We start from the raw sequence: 23,709 nt of genomic DNA, 5'->3' as shown, positions 1-23,709 counted from the left end.
GGGAGGAAGACATGCGCTACCGCACCATCGGCACGGACCCGGCCACCCGCCGCGAGGTCAGTGTGCTCAGTCTCGGCGCGATGCTGTTCGGCACCGCCACCGACGAGGCCACCTCGTTCGCCATCCTCGACCGGTACGTCGAGGCGGGCGGCACCTTCATCGACACCTCGGACAACTATGCCTTCTGGCAGAACGGGGGCCAGGGTGGCGAGAGCGAGGAACTGCTCGGCCGCTGGCGGCGCAGCCGCGGGATCGGCGACGAGGTGGTCATCGCGACGAAGCTGGGCGCCCGTCCGCTCGCGCCGGGCACCAGCTACGTCGACAACCCCGAAGGGCTGTCGGCGAAGGTGATCCGCGAGTCCGCCGAGCGCAGCCGGGAGCGCCTCGGGCTCGACCGGATCGACCTGCTCTACGCCCACATCGAGGACCACACGGTTCCCCTGGGGGAGACCGTGGAGGGCTTCGCCGAGCTGGTCGCCGAGGGCACCGTCGGGCTGCTGGGCGCCAGCAACCACCGCACCTGGCGGGTGGAGCGGGCGCGGGCGCTCGCCGCCGCGGCCGGTCTGCCCGGGTACGAGGTGCTGCAGTACCACCGCAGCTACCTGCCCCGGCGCCTGGACGTGCCGAGCGAGCTGGACCGGGACGGGGACGTCGGCTGGGTCGGCCCGGACCTGCTCAGCTACCTGCGCACCGAGCCGCAGCTCACGCTGGTGGCGTACTCGCCGCTGCTGAAGGGCGCGTACGTCCGGCCGGAGCGGCTCGGCGAGGAGTACGCGGTGCCCGCCACTCCGGCCCGGCTGGAGGCGCTGCGGGCGGTGGCCGCCGAGACCGGTGCCACCGTCAACCAGGTGGTGCTGGCCTGGCTGATGGGCGGCGACATCCCGGCCGTCCCGCTCGTCGGCTTCTCCTCGGTGGCGCAGCTGGAGGAGAGCCTGGCCGCGGTCGACCTGGAGCTGACCGCCGAGCAGCGGACCCGGCTGGACTCGGCACGCTGACCGGCGCCGGGCCGGGTGGCTCACACGCCACCCGGCCCGCGCCGATCAACCGGCTCGTGTCACTCAACCGGCCCGCGTCGCTGAGCCGGCCGGTGCCGCTGAGCTCGCCCGCGCCGCTGAACCGGCCGGGAACCGGTCGACAGTGACGTCGAGCCGCAGGGTGCCGGTGCCCGGCAGGGCCACCTCGGTGGCGTCGGCCGGGCGGGTCGCACCGTCGTACCAGCCGGCGTAGTTGATGTAGGGCGGCGTCCACAGCCACGCCACGGTGACCGGCTGGGGACCGAGCACGCGCAGCGCGTACTCACCGTCGCGATCCGGATCCAACGTGTATCCGATGACCTCACGGGTACGCGCGTTGCGCACAGTCAGTTCGGCGACCACCGGGCGGCCCTCCGGGTCGACGAGCCGGCCGGTGACCAGGACGCCTCGCCGTACGGCAAGGTTGTAGACGGTGGTGGCGCCGGCCCGGACGGTGACCGGCACGGCCTTGCCCCGCAGGGCGAACCCGCCGGACCACTGGGTGGCATTGTCGGCGGTGGTGAACAGCAGCGGCCAGGCGTACGGGCCGAGCCAGTCGATCCGGTAGCGGCCCTGCGCGTCCAGTTCCACTCCCCAATCCGGGAAGAAACCCGACTCGGGCGCGAGCGTCACGGTGCCGGAGGTCGCCGGCCTGCCGGTGGCCGCGCTGGTCACGGTGCCGGTGACGACACCGGAGCGGTCCAGCCGGATCGGGGGCACGGTGACCGTCTGCCCGGCCCGGAGGGTGACCACCCGGGCCTGCTTCGCGTCGCCGGTGCCGCCCGTCGCGCCGACCCACTGCGCGCCGTACGCCGATCCGCCGGCGGGGCGGGCGAACAGGTTCCAGGAGCCGGCCGCGACCAGGCCGACGCGGACGTTCCCGGAGGCGTCGGAGCAGTACCGTCCCGGGTTGTGGGGTAGTTCGCCGGTCCCGGCCGGCGCCGGCGTCACACAGGCCCCGGCGACCGGTGCGCCGGTCGCCGCGTCGACCACCCGGGAGACCACGTTCGCGGCCGGGGTCAGGACGACCACGGCGGTGCCGCTGCCGTCGGCGAGGACGTTCACCGTGGCGTAGCGGGGCAGGTGGGTGTCGTCCCGGGTGTAGACCCACACCTCCTGCGGGCCGGGGATCAGCGGCGGAACGGTCACCTGGGTGTCGCCGCACGGATTGCGCCGGGGGTCGACGAACACGCACAGCCCGTCGACCGCGGCGCCGGTGACCGCGTCGCGCGCCCGCAGGGTCGACCCGCTGGGCACGAGCAGGCGCTCGGAGACCTCCGTCGTGTCCCCCGCGGACACCCGGACCGTTCCGGCCTGCGCCCAGCTGGTCCGGCCCGGCACCCACTGCCTCAGCGACTCGTCGTCCTGGCCGTCGCTGTACACCGGGGTGATGGCGATCTTGTAGTCGCCGGCCGGCACCTCCACGCTGAGCTGCCCGGACTCGTCGAGCGGCAGGAGGTCCTTGTCGTAGCTGTTGTCGGCGGCCGTCACGGCGACGTTGGCGCCGGCCGGGCTGCCGTCGGGCCTGGTGACGGTCAGGTGGAGCACGCCGGCCGGATCCGCCGCCCCGGCGGCGGTGGGTGCGGCGGTGACGGCCAGGACCGTCACGGCGAGTGCGCCGAGCACTCTTCGGACGATGGACACGGTGGACCCCTCTCGGTTTCAATGCGCTCAAGAGGCGTCCGCGTCACCACAACCAGGACACGCCCCCCGTGCGTCGGATGCCGGCGCAGCATATGGCAGACGATCGATCGGGCACTGTCCGCGACCGGTCATCCGGCGGACTGCTGCGGGAACGGTCATAACCCCGCCTTCCTCCCGTACCGGCCGTCGTCGGCCGGGAATCGCCACCGCCAGATCGGATCTGGCGGGCCGTCTGGCGCCTGAGAGGTGAGGCCGGCACAACACCACAGCATCCCGGCCTCGTTGAAACAGGCGATCGGTCTGGCGGCACGCCCGTACGCCTGTCGAGACACCGACGAGAGAGGTAGCGATTCATGAGCAACCGGAACACCGGCCTGGCCGTCGAGGCCGAGGGCCTGGTCCGGTCCTTCGGTTCGACCCGGGCACTCGACGGGCTGGACCTGCGGGTTCCCGCCGGCACCGTCTACGGCGTCCTGGGCCCGAACGGCGCCGGGAAGACCACAGCCGTACGCGTGCTGGCGACGCTGCTGCGCCCGGACGGCGGCACGGCCCGGGTCTTCGGGCACGACGTGGTGCGCGAGGCCGACGCGGTGCGCGCCCGGGTGAGCCTGACCGGCCAGTACGCCTCGCTGGACGAGGACCTGACCGGCGCGGAGAACCTGGTCCTGCTGGGCCGGCTGCTCGGGCTGGGCCGGGCCGGCGCCCGGGACCGGGCCGAACAGCTACTCGCCGCGTTCGGGCTGACCGAGGCGGCGGGACGGCAGGTGAAGAAGTACTCCGGTGGGATGCGGCGGCGCATCGACATCGCCGCGAGCATCCTCAACACGCCGGACCTGCTGTTCCTCGACGAGCCGACCACCGGGCTGGACCCGCGCAGCCGCAACCAGGTGTGGGCGATCGTGCGGGCGGTGGTGGCGTACGGCACGACGGTGCTGCTGACCACGCAGTACCTCGACGAGGCGGACCAGCTCGCCGGCCGGATCGCCGTGGTCGACCACGGCCGGGTGATCGCGGAGGGCACCCCGGGCGAGTTGAAGTCGTCGATCGGCGCGGGCAGCGTCCACATCCGGCTGCGCGATCCGGAGCAGCGGCCGCAGGCCGAGCAGGTGCTGCGGGCGTCGCTCGGCGTACCGGTGCAGCTCGCCGCGGACCCGGCGGCGCTGACCGCCCGCGTCGGCGAGCACGGCACCGATCTGGAGGCCGGTACGCAGGCGGCGCGGGCGCTCGGTGAGCTGGCCGCCGCCGGCATCGTGGTGGACGACTTCTCCCTCGGCCAGCCCAGCCTGGACGAGGTCTTCCTGGCCCTGACCGACCACCCGGCCGTCCCGGCGGACGAGCGGGACGACGAACTGGAGGCGGCGCGATGAGCGACACCGCGATCAGCACCGGGCGGTCGCCGTCCGTCTACATGCCGTCCGCCGAGGCGCTGGCCACCGTGCTCGCCCCGGCCGAGCGGCCGGCCCGGCCCAGCGCGTTGTCGGCGTCGCTGACGTTCGGCTGGCGGGCGCTGCTGAAGATCAAGCACGTGCCGGAGCAGCTGTTCGACGTGACCGCGTTCCCGATCATCATGGTGCTGATGTTCACGTACCTGTTCGGTGGCGCGCTCGCCGACAGCCCGCGTGCGTACCTGCAGTTCTTCCTGCCCGGCATCATGGTCACGAGCGTCGTGATGATCACCATGTACACCGGGGTCGGGCTGAACAGCGACATCGAGAAGGGCGTCTTCGACCGGATCCGTACGCTGCCGGTCTGGCGGCCGGCGGCGCTGGTCGGGATGATCTTCGGCGACGTGCTGCGCTACGTCCTGGCCGCCGTGGTCATCCTCACCGTGGGCGTGGTGCTCGGCTTCCGCCCCGACGGCGGTCTGCTCGGGGTGCTCGCCGGGATCGGGCTGCTGGTGATCTTCTCGTTCGCGTTCTCCTGGGTGTGGACGTTCTTCGGCCTGGTGCTGCGCAGCGAGAAGTCGGTGATGGGGACCAGCATGATGGTGCTGTTCCCGCTGACGTTCCTGAGCAACGTGTTCGTCGACCCGTCGACCATGCCCGGTTGGCTGCAGGCGTTCGTCAAGATCAACCCGATCACCCAGCTCGTCACCTCGGTCCGCGCGGCGATGGCCGGCTCGGTGGACGGCCCGAGCACCATGTGGATGCTGCTCTGGAGCGCCCTCTTCGTGGTCGTCTTCGGCACGCTGACGATGTACCGCTACAACCGCCGCTGACGCGACGAGGGTGGCGGGGTCCACCCGGCCCCGCCACCTTGTCGGTCAGAGCCGCCAGGGCACCGGCTCGGCCGGCCGGTAGCGGCAGGCGCCGCCGGTGGTGACCGACTCGCGCAGGTGCGCGGCGAGCGCCGGATGCCGCTCGTCGATGCGGCGCAGGGTGTCCCGGATCCGCCCGGTCACCGCCTTGCGCGCCCGTTCCGCCTGGTCACCGAGTCGCCGGTGGCGCCCGGCCAGCCCGGCGGCGGCACGCAACTGGTCGAGCAGCGCCGCGCGCTCGGCGTCCAGTTCGGCCAGCCGCCGCCCGTCGTCCTTGGCCGCCGCCCGGTCGATCTCGTCGTCGAGCCGCCGCAGGTGCCGGCGGTAGCGGGCCTTCGCCTCGTCGTCGAGCACCGGATCGGCTCCGAGGCGGCGCACGGCGACGAGTTCCGGACCGGCCGCCGGGTCGAGCAGTTCGACGGCGGGCACGTCCGTGCCGGGACGGCTCAGCAACAGGCGCAGGTCGTGCAGCCCTTTGGCGTCGGGCAGGTGCACCACGACGCCGTCGTACGCGAGGCGCCACACCGGCCCGTCCGGACGGAACTCGGGCTGGATGACGTCCGCGCCGGGGTCGGGCGGCCGCCCGTGCACCACACCCGCCCGGGACAGGCCCAGCGCACCCCGCCGGCTGGACAGCGACGACGCGACGGCCAGGGCCGGAACGCCCGCGCCGAGCCGGGCCGGCACCGGCGCGACCACTGCGGACACCGCCGCCGGGGCGGGATCCGCCGCGCCCAGCCGGTCCACCACCTGAACCATCCCCAGCGACAGCGCCTCGGCCACCGTCTCGGCCCGCAGTCGCCGCGCCTCGGCCGCGTCGCCCGGCCCGCCGCGCCCGGCGAGCGCGCCCACCAGACCGGCCCGGGCCAGCACCGACCAGGGCCGGGCGCCCAGCCGGTCGGCCGCGTCCCGGGCCGCCGCGTAGCAGTCGACAGCGTCGTCCCACCGGCCCTCGGCCGCGTCCACACCGGCCAACCACAGGTCGACCGGGCCGACGATGTCGCAGCCGAACAATGCCGCCGCCCACTGCCCGCGGTGCGGGGCCAGGTCGGCCCGCACCGCCGCGCACCGCGCCGGGTCGCCGTCCACTGCCGCCGCCTGCGCCCGCAGGCGCAGCCACAACGGCGACAACGACCGGGGGTACGCGGTGCCCGCTGCCTCGATCGCGGCGGTGAGCCGCAGCACCGTGGCCACGTCGCCGCGCTCGGCCGCGGTGATCGCCCGGAGCAGCTCCACCTGCGGGTGCCCGGCGCCCACCCGGTCGAGCACCGCCTCGGCCTCGGCGAGGCGGCCGTACAGCAGCAGAATCGACCAGCGCATGTGGTGCGTCATGAACGCGTGATCGGAGTGCCCCGGCTCGCGGTAGCTCTCCGCCTCGGCGAAGCCCGCCTCGGCGGCGGCGAGGTCGCCCTGGAAGGCGGCGATGATGGCGGTGTCCGCGATCGCCGCCACCCGCTGCCGGGCCACGTCGTCGCGTCGCGCGCCGGTCACGAACGCGGTCAGCTCCTGCCGGTAGCCCGGATCGCCCAGCTCCAGCAGCGCGACCCAGCGCAGGGCCGTGGCCCACAGCTCGGTCTCCCGGTCGCCGCTGCGGCGGGCCACCTCCCGGATCTCGGCGGTGACCACGGCTCGCTCCTGCGCGGTGCCGAGCCCCCAGGTGGTGTCGTGGCGGGCCCACAGGCTGAAGGTGAGCGCCTCGTCGTCGCGGCCGTGCCGGGCGAGCGTCTCGGTGGCGGTGATCAGGTCGGTGACCAGCGCGCGTACCGGCCGTTCCGGGTCCGGCTCCGCGATCAACCGCCGGTACGCCTCCCGGACCAGCTCGGCGGCGTCGAGCCGGCGGCGGGTGGCGGAGTGCTGCCGGTGGGCGATGAGCGCCACCCGGGTCAGCACGCCGGGATCGGGCAGCTCCCTCGCCAGCGCGGCGGCCTCGGCCAGCAGCCGCTCCACCTCGGCCGGCGGGCCGGCGTGGTGCAGCAGCCCGGCCAGTTCCAGCAGCACCCGGACCCGCCGGCCGGGCTCGCCGGTCAGTTCGAGCGCGCGCCGGTAGTGCCGTACCGACTCGTCCACGGCGATCCGGCCCCCGGCGTCGCGGGCGGCGGCCAGCAGCAGGTCACCGGCGCGTTCCGGGTCCAGCTCGGCGCCGGCCAGCCAGGCGTGCCGGGCCAGGTGGGCCGGGCTGAGTGCGCCGGCGAGCAGGTCCGATTGGTAGACGGCCCGGACCACCGCCGCGTGCCGGGCCCGCCGTTCGTCGTCGGCCAGCCCGTCGTAGAGCGTCTCGCGGACCAGGTCGTGTACGAAGACGAACCGGCCGCCGTCGCGGGGCAGCACCAGCCGGGCCGCAGCGGCGCGGGCGAGCAGCCGGTCCACCTGCGCGACCGGAGCGGGTACGCAGGCGGCGAGCGTCCGCCTGTCGAACTCGCGGCCGAGCACGGCGGCCACCGTGAGCGCCTCGACCACTCCGGCGGGCAACTGGTCGAGCCGGCGGCGCACCACCTCCCGTACACCGGGGGCGACGGTGTCGGTCAGGCCGTGGGTGTGCCAGAGGCGGGCGGTCTGCTCGACGAAGAACGGGTTCCCGCCGGTGCGCCGGTGCACCTCGTCGACGACGCTCGCGTCGGGCTCCCGGCCGGCGGTGCGGGCCATCAGGGCGGCCACCTCGGCACGGCCCAGCCCGGCGAGCGTGACGGTGGTGGCCTTGGCGGTGAGCGGCAGCAGCCACTGCCGCAGCGGGTGGTCGCCGGATTCGACTTCGGCGTCCCGGTAGGTGCCGATCAGCAGCAGCCGCTCGAACCAGGCGTGCTGGGTGACGAACTGGAGCAGCCGCAGCGACGCCGGGTCGGCCCAGTGCAGGTCGTCGAGGACCACCGCGACCGGCCGGTGCTGGGCCACGGCGGCCAGGGCGGCGGTCACCGCGTCGTGCCTGTCGAACTCGGCCCGGCCGACGTCACCCGGCTCGGTCATGTCGCCCGCCGTGCGCTCGCCGAGCAGTGCCGCCAGGCCGGCGGCGGCTGTCTCCCGCACCCCGCGCGGGTCGTCGGCGGACCGGGCCAGCCGGCGCAGCACCTGCACCCAGGGCCAGTAGTCGGGAGCGGTGTCGGAGTCCCAGCAGGCGGCGCCGAGCACCAGCGCCCCGCCGCGGCGGGCCTCGTCGGCGGCGGCCGACACCAGCGTGGTCTTGCCGATGCCCGGCTCGCCGGTGACCAGGACGAGACCGCCGTGACTGTCGACCAGCCGGGCCACCTCGGCGCGCAGCAGCGCAGCGGGATGCTCCCGCCCGATGAGGTGTTGGCCGAACCGCGGCTCCATGACCTCACGACGCTAGCCGAAGGGTCCGACAAGGAGGGTCCCTCAGAGCCGCGCGTCGGTCACCACGTGCGCGCACGCCGGGCAGGCGGCCGGTCCCTGTTCGGCGAACCACCGGCAGGTACGCCGGATCGCGCACTTCGGCAGCGTCTCCTCCGCGGGCGGGGCGGTCTCGGCGTACGAGGCGGCCATCCGGGCGCCCAGCCCGCAGTGCGAGCCGGTCCAGAAGCCGCAGGACGAGGTGACGCACGGGCCGGCGAGCCGGGCCCGCGACTCGATCGGCTCGTCGGAGTCACCGAGCCCGGCGAGCGCCACCTCGGCCGGTACGGCCGGTGTCACGTAGGCCACCCGGCCCGCCGGAGTGATCATGCCGAGGAACACGGTGGCGTTCGACGCCGGGGTGCTCGGGCACATCCGCTCCGGCGTGCCGGCCGGCCGGGCGGCGTCGGTCACCGCTGGATCCAGAACCCGATGTCGTTGATCTTCTGCCCGAGGTCCTGGGCGAACGGCCCGTCGATGACCCAGAGGCCGTACCACTCGGGACGCAGCTTGATGTTGCCGTGGCCGACGGTCAGCGGGTTGGTCAGCCTGGCGTCGGCGGTACGCAGGGCGGCCAGGCCGGCCTTCTGGATCTCCGCGGCGATCAGGGTCTGCTGCTCGGGGCTCAGGTCGACGCCGTCGACCACGAAGCGGAACTCGTTGCGGGCCATGTGCTTCCTCCGGTCACTCGTACGATTCGGTGCCCAGCCCGCGACGCAGGCTGGTGCGGGTGAAGGCCGCCCAGCCGGCGTGCGAGGCGGCGTCGGTGCGGTGCCCGGCGCGGGCGAGCACCCGGGCGGCGTGCTCCGCCCAGCGGTCGGCGGTCGCCGTGTTGTCGCCCCACAGTTCGCGGCAGGCGGCGACGGCGAAGGCGACCTGTTCCGGCGCGCCGGTGAATCCGGCGGGTCCGTCGGCGACCCGGATCGTGCCGTCCGGGCGGACCCGCACGCTCGGGAAGTGGTGGTGCAGGCTGGCCGACGTGGCCAGGTGGGTGGCGTCCCGCCGGCCGGCGGCGAAGCCGGCGCGCAGCTCGTCGTCGCGGCGGTGCCGGATCCCGTGCAGCACCAGCGCGTCGCCGGCCGCCTCGATCCGGGCGACCACCTGCACCGGCACGCTCCAGGCCGCCGGCGAGTTCGCCGACCAGAACGCCAGCCAGGCGGCGAGCCGGGCGTGGAAGTCGGCCTGGACGGCGACCGGGAGTGCGGATCCGTCGGGCGCCCGCAACGCGGCGGTGGCGATGCGGTCCCGGGAGACGAGTGGCGTCGCGGGGCGGCCCGGTGCGGCCGCGGCGCCGGTGGTGGTGGCGACGGCCAGGCCGGTCACGGTGACCGCCGAGGCCGCCGCCGCGCCGGCGAGCAGTCGCCGACGGTCGAGCAGGTGTCCGTTGTCGTTCATCGTCGGCCCTTCGTCGACGGCAGTGGCCCGACGCTATCGACCGGAAGCGATCAGAAAAACACCCCGCGTGACGGGAGGTCGACAGGAAACCCGGGGATACCCGGCGGCGTGAACGACAGTTCCTGTGCCCGGTTCACGTGCCACACACCGGCGGACGGTCAGGCCCGGAGCAGCCCGGCCACGGCCCGCTGCGCGCCGACGACCGCCGCCGCCGGCAGGTCGAGCGTCCAGAGTGCCGCGGCCAGGTAGTTCAGGACGCGCCAGCACTGCTCCCCGGTGAGCGGCGGGCGTCGTAGTCCACCGAGGACCGGCCCGCCGACGTCCGCGGGCGCGCCGTCCGGGCTCCACCGCACCCCGCCCAGCGCCGCGTCCAGCCGGGCGGCGAGCAGCGCGGCGAGCCGCCGGCGGTCCACCCCGATCAGGTACGGCGCCGGCTCCGCGTCCGCCGCGATCAACCGCAGCCAGCGGTGCACCGTCGCACGGTCAGTTCACCGCAACCCTTGATATCGATGAATGCCTATCTATAGGCTGGCGGCGTTCCGCTCACCCCCCATCCCAAGGAGTGTGAACCATGCGTAAGCCCAAGCTGTCCCGGATCCTCGCCACCCTCGCGGCCGCGACGCTGGCAGCGCTCGGCGCGGTAGCCGTCAACCCGGCTCCGGCCTCCGCCGCCGTCCGCAACGTCTGCTACAACATCAGCCAGGCTGGCCCGTTCGCCAACACGGCGGTGCAGGCGGCGGCGATCTGGAACAACTACACGAACAACATCAACATGGCCCAGTGCGGGTCCAACCTGCGGATCACCTACACCTACGGCGGCGGCTCGTACGCCCAGCGCACCAGCCTCGGCAACGGCCGCGTGGTGATCGACTACTACCAGGCTCAGCAGTACTCGCCGCTGCGCATCATGACGCACGAGATCGGCCACATCCTCGGCCTGCCGGACAACTACAACGGCAACTGCGCCATCCTGATGTCCGGTGGCAGCGCCGGTACGAGCTGCACCAACCCGTACCCCAGCTCCGCCGAGGCCTCCCGGGTCGACTCGCTGTTCGGCTTCGCCGTCCGCAGCGCGACGCCCGCCCAGGTCTTCACCGGCAGCTGGCCGGCCGCCTCGACGGTGGGCGCCCAGCGCTGACGACGCACTGACGACGGGGTCGGCGGCTCACCGCCGGCCCCGTCCGCGCGTCCGGCCCTTCCCCGTCGTCGCACCGGCCGCCACCTTGTCCGGCTTCCGGCCGCCCGCGCGGTCCGCACGCCGGCCGGACGCGGCGTCGTCGGCGAGGTCCGCCGCGCGGCGGCTCAGCTCCTCGACCCGCTCCCGGAACCGGCGCAGCGCCTCGGCGTTCCCGTCCATCTCGGACACCTCGTCGAGCAGGCCGACGTAGTCGGCGGCCAGCCGCCGGTAGGCCGGCGCGACCGGCCCGACCCGCCCGTCCAGGTCGATGATCTGCTGGGCGAGGACAGCGGTGGCGGCGCCGAGCGCGGCCCGCTCGTCGGCGCGCGCGTCCCGCCCGGCCCGGCGCGCGTCGGCCAGCCGCCCGGCCCGCCGGCCACCCAGCCAGAGCACCGCCGCACCGGCGACGACCCCGGCCACCGCGCCGCCGGCCAGCAGATACCGGGGCAGCGACGGGCTGATGGTACGGGCACCGTCCGGCACCAGACCGGCCCGGACCAGCCGGTCGTAGTTGAGCACGATCACCTTCAGCGCCTCGACCGGCCGGTCCACGAACGCATCGGCGCCCCGGCCGATGGTGGTCTCGGTGACCACGGCCCGGCCCAGGTCGCCACCGAGGCGGGAGCAGCCGTAGGTGTCCCAGTCCTCGCCGTCGCGGCTCATCGCCAGCACCAGCGTGCCCTGGGCGGCGCGCTCGGTGTCGCCGCACGCCTCACGCAGGTCGGCACCGGGCTCCATGATCAGCACGACCAGCCGCCGGTTGCCGATGACCCGTTCGGCGGCGGCCCGGTCCAGATCCACTCCGGGCGCCGCGTAGACCGACGAGACGCGCACCTGCCGCGCGATCGGCCCGTCCAGGATCCCGCCGGTCCACAGCGCCCAGCCGGCCAGCGCCAGGCAGGCGAGCACCGCGCGGCCGAACGCGGTGCCGACCAGGCGGCCGAGCAGCCGGCGCGGGCCGGTCGCCGTCCCGCCACGACGGTCCGCCGCCCGTGCGGGCCGGTTCGCGACGCGGCTCACGACAGCCTCGCCCGCAGGTAGACGTCCGGCCGGTAGCCGGGCATCCGCACGTCCCGGGCCACGTCGTCCAGCTCGGCCGCCGCGTCGGCCAGCAGTTCGCGTACGTGCCGGTCGGGCAACCCCTCGTCGAACGCGTCCCGGGCCGCCCGCAACCGGCCCACGCCCCGGACCAGCGCCGGGTCGCTGCGCGCGTCGGTCAGCAGCGACAGCTCCACAGCCAGCGCGGAGAGCCCGGCCAGCCGGGCCGGCGTACCACCGGGACCGACGTCGGCCGGGCGGCGGCCGGACGCCCGCACGGTACGGATCGACAGCACCACGAAACCCGCCACGCACACGGCGAAGAGCCAGGGCAGCGCCGGCAACGCCACCCGCAGCGGGTCGAACGGCCGGTACGGCAGCGGGCGGTCGAACAGCCCCGCGTACCGCACGTCGGTGACCTGGGCCAGGTACGTGCCGAGCACGTTCTGCTGTGGGTAGGCGTACCGGCCGATCCGCCCGCCGAACTGGGCGTAGAAGCTCGCGGTGGCCACCTCGGCGAATTCCGCAGCGCCCGGACCGTGGTACTCGATCCAGTCGCCGTACATCACCACGAGCGGCTGGTCCGGGGCGAGCCGGTGCAGCGCCGGCCCGTACGCGGGCAGCGGCTCCCCGTACGGCTGGGCGGGTAGCACCACGAACCAGGCGCCGTCCGGGAACGCGGTGCCCGCCGCCTTCTCCGGCAGGCGGGTCAGCGTGGCTCCGGTGCCCACGTACCGGCCGGTGGCCCGCAGCGCGGTGACCATCGGGGCCAGTTCCGGGCCGGTCGGTTCGCGCCAGCGCAGGTCGTCGCGGTCCGGCGGGAGGGGCTGCTCGTGCAGCGTCGCCAGCAGCGTGAGCAGCGCGCCGGTCACGTCGTGTGTGGCGAACCGGGCCCGCCAGCCCGGCAGGTCGTCCGGCGACGCCACGTAGAGGCCACCGCTGACCTCCGTACCGACGATCCGGATCTCCGCCTTCTCCACGTCCTTGACCCGCCGGCGTTCGGCCTCGTCCAGACCGGGCGGGGCGACCAGGATGCGGGTGCCCCGGTCACCGATGGCGGCCCGGACCCGCTGCTCGTCCCAGCGCGCGACAGCCCCCGGCAGCCGCACCACCGGCGCGGCGGCGACCAGCGCCGTCATCTCCTCGACCGACGGCACGCTCGCATCGCTCAACTCGCCGGCCGAGCCCTCCGGCAGCGCGGCGGCCGACGGGGAACGCCCGTAGCTGACCTCCACGCTCTGCCGCTGCGCCACCAGGAACACCACGAGCACCGCCGCCGCGGCGGCCAGCAGCGACCAGCGCAGCAGCTCCCGCCGTACCCTCGTCATCGCCCGGCCCGCCACAGCTCGTCGGCGCGGCGGGCGTGCTCGGCCGCCGCCCGGGCCGCGTCGGCGCCGCCACGGGCGGCGGCGAGCATCTCGGCGCGGGCCAGCAGCCGCTCGGCCTCCGGTACCGCGGCCGGGGACGCGTCCCGGCTGACTGTGGCGTCGTGGATCGCCGCCCCCGCCGACGACCAGGCGACCCGCCGGTCCTCGGCCCGGACGCGGCGCCGGGGCAGCGACACGGCGAGGAAACCGGCGGCCACCGCCACCACGCCCCCGCCCAGCCACTGCAGCACGCTCGCGGTCATGATCCCTGTCTAACGCACCGCCGCCAGCGCCGCGCGCCGAGGGCGGTGTTGTGCGCCGGTCCGCCGCCTACGACGACGAGTAGCCCTCGTTGAAGCCCTCCATGAACCCGCCCGCAAACCCGGAGACGACGCATCCGGCACAGCACAGGATCACCAGCAGCGCCGGCACCATGACCCACAGGACGATCGCCCACCTGCTCATCCCCTCACTCGGCTGCTCCACGTACGCCGGCGGCGGATAGTACGGCTGCTGTTGGTACACCTGGTGCTGGTACGGATCCTGCTGATAGGGATCGTGAGGATGCATCCGGCCATCGTGCCCACCGGCCGCGAACGCCGGAAGATCCGAACGGTCCGCCGATCCTGCCGCGACGGCCCCTCGTCACGCCCGGTGGGCATCGAGGTGGGTCAGCACCGTCTGGTTGGCCTCCCAGCCGTCCGGGAACTTCACCGGTACGTCCAGGTGCACCCGCTCGGTCGACGGGTACGCGTCGAGCAGCTCACCGATCCCGGCCCGCGCCACCACCACGCAGGCGTGCCGGTGCCGTGACGCCAGCACGCACAGCCGCCCCGACTCCAGGTGGAACGCGGTGGCGTCGCGCCGGCCCGAGAGGGGGTGCAGCACGATCGTCACGTCGTACTCCCGGCCCTGGAGCCGGTTGGCGGTGTCCACGGTGATGCCCGCACCGGCCGCGCCCAGCCGGGAGCGGATGGCCGCGACCTGATCGCGGTGCGCGGCCCCGACGGCGATCCGGTCCGCGGTGACCGGCGCGCCGCCCGGCGCTGCCTCGCTGACCGCGACCGCGCCGCGCGCCAGCACCCGCAGCGCCAGCTCCGCGCAGGCCGCGGCGGCCTCCCCGTCGGTACGCACCGTGTGCCGGGCCGGCAGCTCGTGCAACGCCCAGCCGGTGGCGGCGGCCAGCTCGACCGAGGCGTCGTAGGCGTCACCCGCGCCGGGCCCGGTGAACGTCAGCGCCCGGTCGGCCGGGCCGGTCCCGGCGCGGAACCCGGTGAACGGGTAGAACGCGGCGGACACCACAGGCGCGGCCGAGTCGGGCAGCCGCCACGACACCGGCAACCGGTGCACCGGCAGCTCCGGGTTGTGCCGCAGCAGCGTGGCCACCGCCGACTGCATCGGATCCCAGGTCAGGCCGGTCCAGCGGAACGTCTCCACGGTGCTGAACGGATCGAGCTGCCCGGGGTCGCCGACGAACAGCGCCCGCTCGAACCGCCCCGCCACGCGCAGCAGCGCATCCGCGCGCATCTGGTACGCCTCGTCGACGATCGCCCACGGCCAGCTCCCCTCGGTGACGGTGGCCCACTTGGCCGCCGTACCGATGGTGACCGCCGGCCCGCCGAGGTCGGCCACCTTCGCGGCGACGCGGACCGCCGGGTGGGCGGTGACCCGCTCGGTGGGCCGGTAGTCGGTCGCGGAGAGCCGCCCGACGCGCAGCTCCGGCGCCTTGCGGCCGAGCCGGTCGATGAGGTCGTCCACCTGCTCGTTGGTCTGCGCCACGATCATCAGCGGGTCACCGGTGGCGGCGGTCTCGATCGCGGCGCGGACGACGAGGGTCGACTTCCCGGCGCCGGGAGGCGAGTCCACCACGACGCCGCGGTGCGTGCCGTCGCGCAGATCCCGCAGCACACGCTGGATCACCTGCTCCGCTTCGTGCAAGGAAGGGCCCCCTTTCAACGTCTCCGGTAGAGGCGGGGCCCCTTCTTAACACGCGCCCGGGCAGGGCCGCCCACCGCCGCCAGGAAGATCGCCGTCTGCTTCATCGATCACCTTGCGCCCGGCTGTCACCCTCTCAGTCAGAAGAGACGGGGAATCGCGGGTGAGACGATGGATCTTCACCGCAGTCGCGCCGGTTTGTTCGTCGGCGTCATGCTGCCGTTCGGTTTCTGCATGGTGTTGTCCGGGCTGAGCGGCAGCACCCTTCGACTGGTCGGCGGGCTGATCTTCGGCGGGCTCATCATGCTCGTCGGCGCTGCGGGCGTCGTCGAGGCGGTCCGGCCGTTCCGGTTCCACATCAACGTCGACGGCTTGACCGTCCGGACGGCCGGACTGAACCGGCTGCTGCCCTGGGCGGAGATCGACCACCTGGTCCTGGACCAGCAACCTCCGGTGCTGTCCGACAAGAGGATGCCATCGCCGTTGCTGCTGCTCGTACCCGCCGCCACGTCGGCCCTCGACCTTCCACTGACACACCGCAGCCCGTTGGACGGCCGGCCCTGCCTGGTCCTGCTCGAAGTGCACGACGTTCGGGAGAAGACGGACCAGGTAGCCGACGCCCTCGCCCGGTACGGCGGCAGCCGTTTCACCGACCACCGACAGATCGTCCGTCAGCGTTTCGACTCAGCCGACTTCCCGATCGAAGCGCGCGGATACGACAGGGATGCCGTCGACGCCCTCGTGCAGAAGGGCCGGGAGGCGCTGCGGTCGGAGGATCACCTGCTGCGCCTCGCAACGAAGGTACAGGTGGAGCGGGCCCTGCTCGAGTTGCCGCTCGTCGCGCACGGCTACTACCGCGCCCGGGTCGACGCGTTCCTGCGGGACCTGTCCGCCGTGTTGGCACGGTTCGAGGAGGGCGACGAAGAGGCCGGCTGACGTGCCCGTACCCGCTCGCGGGCCCTTCGCACCGCCTACGGCTTGCGGGCGAGCAGTCCGACGAAGGTGTGGTACGTGTCGGTCTGCTGCTGGGCGGGCGCGTCCGGGTCCGGACGCCACTCGGCCAGCGGCACCAGGCCCGGCTCCAGCACCGTCAGCCCGTCGGCGAAGGCGAGGATCTCCTCGTCGGTACGCCAGCGGCCGGTGCCGAGCGACTCGTTGAACACCCGCTCGACCTCGCGGGCCTTGCGGGAGCCTTCCGGATCCCGCTCGCCCGGGTCACGGAAGTGCGAGATCGCGACGTAGCTGCCCGACGGCAGCGCGTCGACCAGCGCCGCAGCCACCGATCGCGGGTCCTCGTCGTCGCCGATGTGGTGCAGGATCGCGAACAGCAGCAGCCCGATCGGGCGGTCGAAGTCGAGGAACCGGCGGACGTCCGGGTCGTTGAGGATCTCCTCCGGTTCCCGGATGTCGGCCTGGATCACCGTCGCGGTGCCCTCCGCGGCGAGCAGCGCCCGCCCGTGCGCCAGGACGATCGGGTCGTTGTCCACGTACACGACGCGGGCGGCCGGGTTGTGCTCGATCGCGACCTCGTGCACGTTGCCCTGGGTGGGCAGCCCCGAGCCGATGTCGAGGAACTGGTCGATGCCCGCCTCGGTCACCAGGTAGCGGATCACCCGGCGGAGGAACGCCCGGTTCGCCTGACCGGCGGCCGGCCCGTCCGGCGTGATCCGCAGGGCGTGCTCGGCGACCTTCCGGTCGACCTCGAAATTGTCCTTGCCGCCCAGGAAGTAGTCGTAGACCCGGGCCACGCTGGGAATGGTGACGTCGATTCCGGGCGGTGCGGCCTTGTCGCGGGTCACTGGCGTCTCCAGACTCCGTGGGCGGTTCCGGGCGTTTTCGGGGAGTGTAGCGACCGTACAGGGTGGATGGTCGCCCCGTTTGGGACCGCTCCCAGCGGACCGGCCCGTCACCAGGGCGTTCATCGACCGACACGCCGACGTCAGCGCAGCTCCGCCGCCCCGCATGACCCGTCGTGGCCGTCCCGCAGTCCGCAGCGCCCACCGCCGGGCAGCCGCACGTCACACCAGACCCGGTACCGCAGGTGCTGCGCGTCCTCCTCGCTGAGCGTCGTCTCACCGAAGTCGACGACATCCAGGTGCCCGAGCGACCGGGCGAGCGCGGCGGCCAGCTCGACGGCGGCGTCCCGGCTGGTCAGCGTGGTCGACAGGTGGACGATCCAGCGCGGCTCAGTCATCGTGGCCGCGCCGCCGGCAGCCGTTGTGGCGGGACTGCCACTGCCGCAGCGCCTGGCGGACCCGCTCCGACTCGGTGCGCGCCGTGGTCAGCTCCCGGTGCAGGCGGTCCATCTCGTCGGCGACCCGGCACAGGTAGTCGTGCACCTGCGCCGGGTCCAGGCCACGCCAGCGGGTGTCGAAGACGGCGCTGCGCACCTGATACGCCTGCACCCGCTCGCCGGTCACGTGGATCACGACGCCACCGTCCCGGCCACCACTGCCTCGTCGGGCAACCCGGCCGCGGCGAGCGTCGCCCTCCCCCACCGGGCCAGCCGGCAGGGGTACGGAACGCGCTCGCTGCGGCACAGCGGTCCCTGCGGCCAATGCTCGGGCACGTGTACGCGCACGGCCAGCGCGGCGACGAGCAGGTCCTCGTCGGTGACCGGGGTGAGGACGGGAAAGTCGGCGAGTACGGCGGACATCGGCAGGCGCCTCCGGGTCGGGTCTCGTGGAGTGGCGCCGGGGCGGGCGGGGACGGCGGGAGCCGCGATCGGGGGACGCGGTGCCACCGGAGCCCGGCACCCGCCCCGGGCCATGCGCCGACCCTCAGTCCTACTCGGCAGAAGGCGCATGCCCTGATGGTCGTCGCCGCAATGCATGTACCGCATACCCTCGGTCACCATTCCGAGACATGCCGCGATATGCACAGCGCGTATACCGGCCCGCTCCGGACCGGGTGGAATGGCTAGGCTCGACTTCGGACACAGGTTCTCCGCGAACGGCGAGGTTGCCGGTGACACCTGCGAACTGCCCCCGCTGCGGCGGGCGCCTGGCGCGTGACAACGACACGGGACGCTGCGCGCCCTGCCAGGCCGCCGAACGCGACCGCCTCAGCACGCCACCCGCCGTACCCGATTCGTTCTGGGCCCATGAACCGGTACGTACGGCGCTGGCCCGGCGTCATCTCGGCCAGGTGATCCGGGCGTACCGCCACCACCCGTACCACGGGCGGAGCCCGCTGCCGCAGAGCGTCGTCGCGGGATGGCTGGGGATCACTCAGGCGCAGTTGAGCCGAATCGAGAACGGCCCCGCCCTGGTGCATCTCGATCGGCTGACGCACTGGGCGACAGTGCTCCGCATCCCGCCGGGGTCTCTCTGGTTCGCAGTCGGCGCTATGGCCGACGAGGTCCGCACAACACCAGACCTGGGCCGGCGAAGCCTCCTGGCCGGCATCGCCGCGGTGTCGGCAGGAGCCGGGCTGGTCGGGGTCGGGGAGCAGCCTCGGCCCCGCCGTATCGGCAGTGCGGACGTCTCTCGGCTGAACGCGGTCCTGGAGCTCTACCGGTCGGTCGACTACGAATGCGGTGGCGGCCTGCTCTATCGGGAGGTCGCGCGGTTCGCGGAGTCGGTGTACAGAATGCTCGACTGGTCGCACGGCCCCGGGCTGACACCCCGCTTGGTCGCGGCGGTCGCGGCGGCGCGTCAGCTGGCCGGCTGGACCGCGCTGGACGCCGGCCGGCACACGGACGCTCAGCGGCATTTCGCCGCCGGCGAGCGGGCCGCAATGTCCGCTGACGATGCCCCGCTGGCGGCCCTGATCCGCTACTCGCAGGCCAAGCAGCTACAGCACCTTCGGCACAACCAGGATGCTCTGGCCGCGCTGAGGCTGGCCCACTCAGAGCTGGGATCACGGGCGACCCCGGCGGTGACGGCGCTGCTCTGGGGCGCGGAGGCCGCTTCGACAGCCGCACTCGGCGACCACCGAAGCGCGCTGACCCTCCTCGGTCGCGCGAGTGATCAGTTCGAGCGGGTGGATCCCGAGCGTGAACCGACTTGGATGGCCTTCTACGACCGTGGCGAGCTGCTCGCCCAGTACGGCCGCGTGTACCGCGACATGGCCCGGCAGGCCGGAACGCACGCCGCACAGGCGGTGCGGAGCGTCGAAGAGGCGATCGTCGCCTTCGGCCCGGCGAACGTCCGCAGCATGGTCCTGAACGAAGTCGGATTGTGCAGCGCGCTCTTCCTCACCGATGAGCCCGAGCGGGCGGTCGCTGTCGGCACGCGCGCGGTGGAGCAGTCGTGTGCGCTGAGTTCCAGCCGAGTGGTTGATCGAGTAATCAACCTGCGCCGTGATCTCGGACGACACCGCCACCTTCCCGTCGTCGCCGAATTCGAACGGACGCTCACCGCACGAGCTGCGGCCACGGCATGAGCGGACGGTTCTCGGAAGAAGCGATGAGCCGCGCCATGCGGGAGATCGCCGGCGGCCTCGACGTGCCGGCCGACGACGCCCAACTCCTGCGGCTGACCAACAACGCCGTGTTCGCGTTGCCGGCATCCGGGCTTGTCATCCGCATCGCGCGAACGCATCGGCTCCGGGATCGGGTGACAAAGGTCGTTCACCTCGCGCGATGGTTCGCCGAGCTGGACGCGCCCACGATCCGGCTGGCGCCTGGCGTGAAGCAGCCAGTGGCGGTCGGTGACTTGGCTGCCTCGGTCTGGACTTACGTGCCACCCGCCGCGCCTACTCCGACGGTCGACGACCTCGGGGTGGCGCTGCGGCGGTTCCATGCGCTCGGCCCCCCGCCCTTCCCGCTAGCCGCCTGGGATCCGATCGGGGATGCGCGTCGACGCCTGGCGGATGCCGACGGCTTGAGCGCAGAGGACCACGACTACCTGATGACGTGGTGCAACCGCTTGGAGCCGCAGGTCACCGACCTCAACCAGCGCGTGGAGCAGTCGCTCATCCACGGGGACGCGCACGTCGGCAACCTACTCCGGGATGCATCCGGCGGCATCCTGCTCTGCGACTTCGACGCCACTTGTCTAGGGCCTTGGCAGGTGGACCTGGCAGCGGTCGCTGCGGGCGAGGCCCGCTTCGGGAAGACCGGGGCGCATCGGGCGCTCGCCGAGGCGTACGGGTACGACGTGATGTCCGACCGCGACTGGCCGCTTCTTCGAGAAGCCCGCGAACTCAAAATGATCGCTGCTGCCACGCCGCTGCTCGCGAGTTCCGCGAGCGTAGCGGCCGAATTTGCCAAACGATTGCAGTCAGTCACCCAAGGCGACAACGGCTTACGGTGGAAGCCATTCGCCGATCTCGTCTGAGCCTCTCGGCAAGCGACTGCCGCCCGACGGGCAACGCGTCTACCTTCATCTCTAGGTGTCGATGATCCGACAGGCCATAGGACAAAGCTCCTGACACCTATCGCACCGGCTTCCGCCCGGCGTTCATCGCGGCTAGCTTGCCACCGTGGGGGATCTTGAACGGGGCATCTACGAACACCTGATCACCGAGAAGCTGGCGACGCAGCTCAGGCATGTCGATAGCGCCCTCGTCCGGGACGCGAAGCTGGATGCCGCCGACGCGCATGATGTCCTGGCCCGGCACATCGCGGGCCTCGCGCGCCGGGCGCTCCTCGGCGTGGGCGGCGGGCAGAACAAGCTGGCCCGGCAGGTCGACCTGGCGAACCGCATCGCCGCGCACATCGCTCAGGCCGAGCCCCGCGCCGTCACCGCCGACGACCAGGTGGCGGACGCCCAACGTCTGCTGCACGCCATCGCCGCACCGCCCACTCCGCCGGCCGCACCGGTCTTCCCGATCCGCCCCGCGACGCCGCTTTCCACCGGCGCGCTCCTGGTCAACGGCCGGCACCAGCCGCGCATCGGCCATGAGGTCAGCCACGAGATGGCGTCGGCGGACGAGGTGGACCTGCTCTGCGCCTTCATCAAGTGGCACGGTCTGCGCATCATCGAGCCCGCGATCACCGAGCTGGTCGCCCGAGGCGGTCGGGTACGGGTCATCACGACCACGTACATGGGCGCCACCGATCAGCGGGCGCTCGATCGGCTCGCCGAGCTGGGCGCCGAGATCAAGGTGTCCTACGAGACGCGGACCACCCGGCTGCACGCCAAGGCGTGGCTGTTCCGGCGGAACAACGGCACCACCACCGCGTACGTCGGTTCGTCGAACCTCTCCAAGGCCGCGCTCGTCGACGGCGTGGAGTGGAACGTGCGCATCTCGAATCTGGAGCAGCCGCACGTCATCGACACGTTCGAGGCGACGTTCGCGGACTACTGGAACGACTCGGCGTTCGAGACCTACGACCCGGCAACCGATGCCGAGCGGCTACGTGTCGCACTGCGCGGGGAACGTGCCGACGACGTCCCGGCCGAGATCGCGAACCTGGACGTGCGGCCGTTCCCATACCAGCAGGAGGTTCTTGACGACCTCAACGCCGAGCGTCTGGTGCACGGTCGCTGGCGCAACCTGGTGGTGATGGCGACCGGCACCGGCAAGACAGTAGTGGCGGCGCTCGACTACCGCCGGCTCCGGCGAGCCGGCCACGTCGCCTCGCTGCTCTTCGTCGCCCATCAGGAGCAGATCCTGCGGCAGAGCCGGTCAGTGTTCCGCCAGGTCATGGGCGACGGCACGTTTGGCGAGACGCTCGTCAGCGGCGATCGGCCGCAGGAGTGGCAGCACGTCTTCGCGTCAATCCAGTCGCTACGCCAGCGGAAGATCGATCCCGAGGCGTTTGACATGGTGATCGTCGACGAGTTCCACCACGCCGAGGCGGCCACGTACACGGCGTTGCTGGAGCGGCTTCGGCCGCGCGTACTCCTGGGCCTGACCGCGACCCCTGAGCGGAGCGACGGCCGCGACGTGCGCCGGTGGTTCGACGGCCGCGCGTCGGTGGAGTTGCACCTGTGGGAAGCCCTCGAACGGCAGTTGCTGGCACCGTTCCAGTACTTCGGGCTGCACGACGACGTGGACCTGACGCGGGTGCGGTGGAAGCGCGGGCAGGGGTACGACAAGGGCGAGCTGGACGGCGTCTACACCGGCAACGACGCTCGGGCGCGGCTCATCCTGCACGCGGTCCGGCGAATCGCTGACGTCGGGCGGATGCGCGCGCTCGGCTTCTGCGTCAGCATCGGGCACGCGGAGTTCATGGCCGACTGGTTCACCCGGCACGGCGTGCCGTCCGCGGCCATCACGTCGACTGTTGACCGGCCGGATCGCCACGTGCTGATCGACCGCTTCCGCAAGCGCGAGCTGAAGGTGCTCTTCACTGTCGACCTGTTCAACGAGGGCGTCGACCTGCCGATGGTCGACACCATCCTCATGCTGCGCCCCACTGAGAGCGCGACGATCTTTCTGCAGCAACTGGGCCGAGGTCTGCGGCTGGACGACGACAAGCCGTGCCTGACGGTGCTCGACTTCATCGGCGGCCAGCACGCGAACTTCCGGTTCGACATGCGCTGGCGTGCCCTCGCCGGGGTCAGCCGGCGCGCGGTCGAAGCCGCAGTCCGGGACGACTTCCCCTCGCTACCAAGCGGCTGCCACATCGAGCTGGACCGGGTGGCGAAAGAGATCGTGCTCGCCAACCTCAAGTCGGCGCTGCCGACGTCGAAGAACTCGCTGGTGGCCGAACTGCGGCAGCTCGGTGACGTGAGCCTGTCCGACTTCCTGCGCGAGACCGGCCTGGAAATCGAGGACGTGTATCGGTCGGCGAGCATCGGCGGCTGGGCCGGGCTGCGGCGTCTCGCCGGTCTCGACCCGGCCGAAGGCGGCCCGGACGACCGTGACCTGAGCCGGGCCATCGGCCGGATGCTTCACATCGATGATGTCGATCGGCTGGACCTGATCGCTCAGCTCGCCGCAGGCCAGCGCCCGGCCGCCGGGCGGCTGCTCGACATGCTGCACTTCAGCCTGTGGGGGCCGTCGGTGCCGCTGACCGAACGCGACGCCCGGCTCAAGCGGCTGTGGGCGGAGCCGGCGCGCTGCGCCGAGCTGCGGCAGGTAGTTGACGTGCTGCGTGACCGCATCCACCGGGTCACCGAGTCACCTGCCCCGGGCCGGGTGCCGCTGCGAGTGCACGCCCGCTACAGCCGCAATGAGGCGTGCGCGGCTTTCGGTATGACCAACCCGGGCTCGCTGCGCGAGGGCGTGAAGTGGCTGCCCGACGAGCGCGCGGATCTGTTCTTCGTCACGCTCGTCAAGTCCGAGGAGCACTACTCGCCCACCACCATGTACGCCGACCGCGCTATCACGGACAAGCTGTTCCAGTGGGAGTCGCAGAGCACAACGTCGTCGGGCTCGGCCACCGGCCAGCGGTACGTCAACCACGTCGCGCAGGGCTCGACGGTGCACCTGTTCGTCCGCGAGACCAAGATTGCCGACCGTGACCTGGGCGCACCGCCGTACCTGTACGCGGGTCCGATGACGTACCGGGAGCACAGCGGCGACCGGCCCATGCGGATCCTCTGGGAACTGCGGCAGCCGCTTCCCGCCGACATGTACGCCGCCGCGCGGGCGATAGCCGCCTGAGCTAGGCAGTGTCTTCAAAGGATCTTGGTGTCGGATGAT

Annotated in this window: 23 protein-coding genes; 8 read left to right on the top strand and 15 right to left on the bottom strand. The window is 73.0% G+C overall.

What is annotated here, in order from left to right; all coding sequences use genetic code 11:
- Nucleotides 1-11: 11 nt before the first annotated feature.
- Entirely contained in the window at nucleotides 12-995 is a 984-nt protein-coding gene (locus tag O7611_RS03705) for an aldo/keto reductase (protein WP_194799509.1), read from the top strand.
- 63 nt (nucleotides 996-1,058) lie between these two features.
- On the opposite strand, the gene O7611_RS03700 is transcribed toward O7611_RS03705, so the two are convergent.
- Entirely contained in the window at nucleotides 1,059-2,657 is a 1,599-nt protein-coding gene (locus O7611_RS03700; RefSeq protein WP_269696206.1) for a hypothetical protein, read from the bottom strand.
- A gap of 353 nt (nucleotides 2,658-3,010) precedes the next feature.
- Between O7611_RS03700 and O7611_RS03695 the strand changes: the two genes are divergently transcribed.
- Nucleotides 3,011-4,024, top strand: a complete 1,014-nt coding sequence (locus tag O7611_RS03695; RefSeq protein WP_194799507.1) for an ATP-binding cassette domain-containing protein — start codon at nucleotides 3,011-3,013, stop codon at nucleotides 4,022-4,024.
- The gene (locus O7611_RS03690; RefSeq protein WP_194799506.1) at nucleotides 4,021-4,875 is read left to right on the top strand and encodes an ABC transporter permease; all 855 of its coding nucleotides are present in this window, start codon (nucleotides 4,021-4,023) and stop codon (nucleotides 4,873-4,875) included. Before O7611_RS03695 ends, O7611_RS03690 begins: the two co-directional genes overlap by 4 nt.
- 45 nt (nucleotides 4,876-4,920) lie before the next feature.
- On the opposite strand, the gene O7611_RS03685 is transcribed toward O7611_RS03690, so the two are convergent.
- The 5 genes from O7611_RS03685 to O7611_RS03665 all read right to left on the bottom strand — a co-directional run bounded on the left by O7611_RS03685 (nucleotide 4,921) and on the right by O7611_RS03665 (nucleotide 10,124).
- Entirely contained in the window at nucleotides 4,921-8,220 is a 3,300-nt protein-coding gene (locus O7611_RS03685) for an ATP-binding protein (RefSeq protein ID WP_269696205.1), read from the bottom strand.
- A gap of 42 nt (nucleotides 8,221-8,262) precedes the next feature.
- On the bottom strand, nucleotides 8,263-8,670 hold the full coding sequence (locus tag O7611_RS03680) for a hypothetical protein (protein ID WP_091418959.1): 408 nt from the start codon (nucleotides 8,668-8,670) through the stop codon (nucleotides 8,263-8,265).
- Complete coding sequence (locus tag O7611_RS03675; protein ID WP_091418956.1) at nucleotides 8,667-8,927, bottom strand: hypothetical protein; 261 nt, start codon at nucleotides 8,925-8,927, stop codon at nucleotides 8,667-8,669. The genes O7611_RS03680 and O7611_RS03675 overlap by 4 nt, the downstream gene beginning before the upstream one ends.
- 13 nt (nucleotides 8,928-8,940) lie before the next feature.
- The gene (locus O7611_RS03670; RefSeq protein WP_194799504.1) at nucleotides 8,941-9,651 is read right to left on the bottom strand and encodes a hypothetical protein; all 711 of its coding nucleotides are present in this window, start codon (nucleotides 9,649-9,651) and stop codon (nucleotides 8,941-8,943) included.
- A 158-nt stretch (nucleotides 9,652-9,809) separates the two neighbouring features.
- A complete protein-coding gene (locus O7611_RS03665) occupies nucleotides 9,810-10,124 on the bottom strand; it encodes a globin (RefSeq protein WP_269696204.1) in 315 nt (104 codons plus the stop codon).
- Between the two features lie 98 nt (nucleotides 10,125-10,222).
- Between O7611_RS03665 and O7611_RS03660 the strand changes: the two genes are divergently transcribed.
- Nucleotides 10,223-10,789, top strand: coding sequence for a snapalysin family zinc-dependent metalloprotease (locus tag O7611_RS03660; RefSeq protein WP_194799503.1), 567 nt, complete (start codon nucleotides 10,223-10,225; stop codon nucleotides 10,787-10,789).
- Between the two features lie 27 nt (nucleotides 10,790-10,816).
- Here the strand turns inward: O7611_RS03660 and O7611_RS03655 are convergent, their stop codons facing one another.
- From O7611_RS03655 to O7611_RS03635, 5 genes are all read right to left on the bottom strand, one after another.
- Nucleotides 10,817-11,848, bottom strand: a complete 1,032-nt coding sequence (locus O7611_RS03655) for a hypothetical protein (protein ID WP_269696203.1) — start codon at nucleotides 11,846-11,848, stop codon at nucleotides 10,817-10,819.
- Nucleotides 11,845-13,194, bottom strand: coding sequence for a hypothetical protein (locus tag O7611_RS03650; RefSeq protein ID WP_194799502.1), 1,350 nt, complete (start codon nucleotides 13,192-13,194; stop codon nucleotides 11,845-11,847). The genes O7611_RS03655 and O7611_RS03650 overlap by 4 nt, the downstream gene beginning before the upstream one ends.
- The gene (locus tag O7611_RS03645) at nucleotides 13,191-13,496 is read right to left on the bottom strand and encodes a DUF6403 family protein (RefSeq protein ID WP_269696202.1); all 306 of its coding nucleotides are present in this window, start codon (nucleotides 13,494-13,496) and stop codon (nucleotides 13,191-13,193) included. The genes O7611_RS03650 and O7611_RS03645 overlap by 4 nt, the downstream gene beginning before the upstream one ends.
- Before the next feature lie 67 nt (nucleotides 13,497-13,563).
- Nucleotides 13,564-13,803 (bottom strand): hypothetical protein, encoded by a 240-nt coding sequence (locus O7611_RS03640; protein ID WP_194799500.1) that lies wholly within the window; start codon nucleotides 13,801-13,803, stop codon nucleotides 13,564-13,566.
- A gap of 75 nt (nucleotides 13,804-13,878) precedes the next feature.
- Nucleotides 13,879-15,171 carry an AAA family ATPase gene (locus O7611_RS03635; RefSeq protein ID WP_194799499.1) on the bottom strand — a complete coding sequence of 431 codons (1,293 nt, stop codon included), beginning with the start codon at nucleotides 15,169-15,171 and terminating at the stop codon, nucleotides 13,879-13,881.
- 168 nt (nucleotides 15,172-15,339) lie between these two features.
- On the opposite strand from O7611_RS03635, the gene O7611_RS03630 reads away from it, so the two are divergent.
- Nucleotides 15,340-16,104, top strand: coding sequence for a hypothetical protein (locus O7611_RS03630; protein WP_194799498.1), 765 nt, complete (start codon nucleotides 15,340-15,342; stop codon nucleotides 16,102-16,104).
- 35 nt (nucleotides 16,105-16,139) lie between these two features.
- Here O7611_RS03630 and O7611_RS03625 read toward each other — a convergent pair whose 3' ends face one another.
- The 4 genes from O7611_RS03625 to O7611_RS03610 all read right to left on the bottom strand — a co-directional run bounded on the left by O7611_RS03625 (nucleotide 16,140) and on the right by O7611_RS03610 (nucleotide 17,824).
- Nucleotides 16,140-16,967 carry an SAM-dependent methyltransferase gene (locus O7611_RS03625; protein ID WP_194799497.1) on the bottom strand — a complete coding sequence of 276 codons (828 nt, stop codon included), beginning with the start codon at nucleotides 16,965-16,967 and terminating at the stop codon, nucleotides 16,140-16,142.
- Between the two features lie 140 nt (nucleotides 16,968-17,107).
- Nucleotides 17,108-17,362, bottom strand: coding sequence for a hypothetical protein (locus O7611_RS03620; protein ID WP_194799496.1), 255 nt, complete (start codon nucleotides 17,360-17,362; stop codon nucleotides 17,108-17,110).
- Nucleotides 17,355-17,597, bottom strand: a complete 243-nt coding sequence (locus O7611_RS03615) for a DivIVA domain-containing protein (RefSeq protein ID WP_194799495.1) — start codon at nucleotides 17,595-17,597, stop codon at nucleotides 17,355-17,357. Before O7611_RS03615 ends, O7611_RS03620 begins: the two co-directional genes overlap by 8 nt.
- The gene (locus O7611_RS03610) at nucleotides 17,594-17,824 is read right to left on the bottom strand and encodes a hypothetical protein (protein ID WP_194799494.1); all 231 of its coding nucleotides are present in this window, start codon (nucleotides 17,822-17,824) and stop codon (nucleotides 17,594-17,596) included. Before O7611_RS03610 ends, O7611_RS03615 begins: the two co-directional genes overlap by 4 nt.
- A 311-nt stretch (nucleotides 17,825-18,135) precedes the next feature.
- Between O7611_RS03610 and O7611_RS03605 the strand changes: the two genes are divergently transcribed.
- The 3 genes from O7611_RS03605 to O7611_RS03595 all read left to right on the top strand — a co-directional run bounded on the left by O7611_RS03605 (nucleotide 18,136) and on the right by O7611_RS03595 (nucleotide 23,670).
- Nucleotides 18,136-19,554, top strand: coding sequence for a helix-turn-helix domain-containing protein (locus O7611_RS03605; RefSeq protein WP_194799493.1), 1,419 nt, complete (start codon nucleotides 18,136-18,138; stop codon nucleotides 19,552-19,554).
- The gene (locus tag O7611_RS03600) at nucleotides 19,551-20,450 is read left to right on the top strand and encodes a phosphotransferase family protein (RefSeq protein ID WP_194799492.1); all 900 of its coding nucleotides are present in this window, start codon (nucleotides 19,551-19,553) and stop codon (nucleotides 20,448-20,450) included. Before O7611_RS03605 ends, O7611_RS03600 begins: the two co-directional genes overlap by 4 nt.
- A 145-nt stretch (nucleotides 20,451-20,595) precedes the next feature.
- Nucleotides 20,596-23,670 carry a DUF3427 domain-containing protein gene (locus tag O7611_RS03595; protein WP_269696201.1) on the top strand — a complete coding sequence of 1,025 codons (3,075 nt, stop codon included), beginning with the start codon at nucleotides 20,596-20,598 and terminating at the stop codon, nucleotides 23,668-23,670.
- The last annotated feature ends 39 nt before the right edge of the window (nucleotides 23,671-23,709 follow it).

It is taken from the genome of Micromonospora sp. WMMC273, from assembly GCF_027460285.1.
GTDB lineage: Bacteria > Actinomycetota > Actinomycetes > Mycobacteriales > Micromonosporaceae > Micromonospora > Micromonospora aurantiaca.
Note: the sequence above shows the minus strand (reverse complement) of the source record. Positions and strands in the feature narration are given on the sequence as shown.

Coding starts and splice junctions, on each gene's coding strand:
- O7611_RS03705 (WP_194799509.1), top strand. CDS start 12: ATGCGCTACCGCACCATCGGCACGGACCCGGCCACCCGCCGCGAGGTC.
- O7611_RS03695 (WP_194799507.1), top strand. CDS start 3,011: ATGAGCAACCGGAACACCGGCCTGGCCGTCGAGGCCGAGGGCCTGGTC.
- O7611_RS03690 (WP_194799506.1), top strand. CDS start 4,021: ATGAGCGACACCGCGATCAGCACCGGGCGGTCGCCGTCCGTCTACATG.
- O7611_RS03685 (WP_269696205.1), bottom strand. CDS start 8,220: ATGGAGCCGCGGTTCGGCCAACACCTCATCGGGCGGGAGCATCCCGCT.
- O7611_RS03675 (WP_091418956.1), bottom strand. CDS start 8,927: ATGGCCCGCAACGAGTTCCGCTTCGTGGTCGACGGCGTCGACCTGAGC.
- O7611_RS03670 (WP_194799504.1), bottom strand. CDS start 9,651: ATGAACGACAACGGACACCTGCTCGACCGTCGGCGACTGCTCGCCGGC.
- O7611_RS03660 (WP_194799503.1), top strand. CDS start 10,223: ATGCGTAAGCCCAAGCTGTCCCGGATCCTCGCCACCCTCGCGGCCGCG.
- O7611_RS03650 (WP_194799502.1), bottom strand. CDS start 13,194: ATGACGAGGGTACGGCGGGAGCTGCTGCGCTGGTCGCTGCTGGCCGCC.
- O7611_RS03645 (WP_269696202.1), bottom strand. CDS start 13,496: ATGACCGCGAGCGTGCTGCAGTGGCTGGGCGGGGGCGTGGTGGCGGTG.
- O7611_RS03640 (WP_194799500.1), bottom strand. CDS start 13,803: ATGCATCCTCACGATCCCTATCAGCAGGATCCGTACCAGCACCAGGTG.
- O7611_RS03630 (WP_194799498.1), top strand. CDS start 15,340: ATGGATCTTCACCGCAGTCGCGCCGGTTTGTTCGTCGGCGTCATGCTG.
- O7611_RS03620 (WP_194799496.1), bottom strand. CDS start 17,362: ATGACTGAGCCGCGCTGGATCGTCCACCTGTCGACCACGCTGACCAGC.
- O7611_RS03610 (WP_194799494.1), bottom strand. CDS start 17,824: ATGTCCGCCGTACTCGCCGACTTTCCCGTCCTCACCCCGGTCACCGAC.
- O7611_RS03600 (WP_194799492.1), top strand. CDS start 19,551: ATGAGCGGACGGTTCTCGGAAGAAGCGATGAGCCGCGCCATGCGGGAG.